Below are 1797 nucleotides of genomic sequence, written 5' to 3'. Positions count from 1 at the left end.
GCTGGCCACCAAACGCGAAACCCTGCCCCCCAAGAAACACGGCAACATCCCCCTCTAACCACCACACCACCACCCGCCGAGCAGACCCAGATGCCCGTCCAGACCCCGCCGAACAGACCCAGATGACCGTCCAGACCCCGCCGAACAGACGCAAATGACCGCTGGACCACGGCGGCGACCTGAGATGGCTCAACGGGATCTACGCGGGAATGTCGGACTGTTCGGCATGCCGGGCCCGATCACCTGGGACCGCTCACCATCGGACCGATCGAGACGACAGGCGAACTGAGCCATGACAGAGCCCGCGACGGCACAGCCGGTCCTCAAGATCGTCAACGCTGATGCCACTGCCGAAGAGATCGCGGCCATCGTCGCCGTGTTCGCCTCCCTCGGTGGCGGCGAGCCTTCACCCGCCCCGCGGCATTCTGAATGGGCCAACCCAGCTCGGCGTGTGCGCGGCACGCCGCCGCACGGAAGTGGCGCCTGGCGGGCCAGCGGACTGCCACGCTGAAGAACACGTGGCCGCACTCGGAGGAGCCGCTCGAGTACGCCGACGGCAGACGCCGACGTCGCCACGCAAGTGACATCGATGACCGGAGCTACGCGTCCTGTGCATTTGCCGCCAACGACGCACTGCCCGCTGACCTCCCAACGCCTGCTGTGGCGTCGGCTCGCGGTCCTCGCGAATCAGCTGCCTTGGCCCGCAGTCGACATCCGCTTTGTCAGATGGAGAGAGGTAGCCAGTCGGAGGCGTCGGACCATCGTCGCGCGCTCCGCACATCGGCAGCCGCCGACGGACGCCTCGCCGAGGCCTCCACATTTCTACCCTTGCCATCATCTCGAACATATGTTTGAATACATCTAGATCTTCGGTTGCTCGCTCGTAGGGCGGCCTCCCTCCACGTCGATCTGCTGACTTGTCCGTCTGCTGTCCGTGGAGCCCTGATGACCTCTCCTGCTGTTGAGCCGCCTCGCCGGCCTGCTGTGACGCGGTCGCATCAGGTGCACCGGTTCACCGGCCGGTTGGGTGAGGTGTTGGACGGGGTCGGTACTGACACCGTCTGGGCGTTGAGCCCGAGCGAGCTGGCCGAGTCGCTGCGCGAGGCTTACGCCGTCCAGGCGCGGTTGCAGGCGTTGACGTTGCGGTTGGTGGCCCAGGCTGACCTCAACGATCTGGCCTCCCACGAGGGGGCGGTGAGCCTGCCGGCCTGGCTGCGGGTGCAGGTCCGGCTGGCCCCCGGGGAGGCGAAACGCCAGGTCAGGCTCGCGAAGGCGTTGGAGGCCCATCAGGTGACCCGGGGAGCACTCGCGGCGGGTGGGTTCCCGGCCGCCTCGGCGGTCGTGATCACCGAGGCCGTCGACGCCCTGCCCGACGAGGTCGATGCGGCGATGAAAGCACAGGCTGAGGAGTTCTTGGCTGGGGAGGCCCACCTCCACGACACCGCCGCGCTCCGCCGCCTGGCGGCGCATGTGGAGGAGGTCATCGACCCCGACGGCGCCGAGGAACGCCTGGCCGAACAGCTGGCCCGCGCCGAAGAGAAGGCCGCCCGGCAGGCGTGCTTCACCCTGGGCCACGACCAGACCACCGCCGCCAGTCAGGGACGGTTCAAGCTCCCGCTGCTCAGCGGGATCAAGCTGGAGCGGATGCTGCAAGCCCTGCTCAACCCCAACCGGCCCGACCCGATCGGATTCGAGGATCCCGAGACCGGGCGGCCCTACACCGCCGAGGAACGCCGCGGCCAAGCATTCGTGGAGCTGATCGACCGGATCGGGAGGAAGGACCTGCCCCAGACCGGT

Annotated in this window: 2 protein-coding genes; both read left to right on the top strand. The window is 68.1% G+C overall.

Annotation, left to right across the window (positions count from 1 at the left end; translation table 11 throughout):
- Positions 1–292: 292 nt before the first annotated feature.
- A complete protein-coding gene (locus ACYQ1K_RS27835; RefSeq protein WP_459986878.1) occupies positions 293–511 on the top strand; it encodes an acyl-CoA carboxylase subunit epsilon in 219 nt (72 codons plus the stop codon).
- A gap of 434 nt (positions 512–945) precedes the next feature.
- A partial coding sequence (locus tag ACYQ1K_RS27830) for a DUF222 domain-containing protein (RefSeq protein WP_459986877.1) occupies positions 946–1797 on the top strand: 852 nt, incomplete at its 3' end.

Source organism: Nocardioides sp. AN3 (assembly GCF_054653495.1).
This window is presented reverse-complemented; position numbering and strand designations above follow the sequence as displayed.

Coding starts and splice junctions, on each gene's coding strand:
- ACYQ1K_RS27835 (WP_459986878.1), top strand. CDS start 293: ATGACAGAGCCCGCGACGGCACAGCCGGTCCTCAAGATCGTCAACGCT.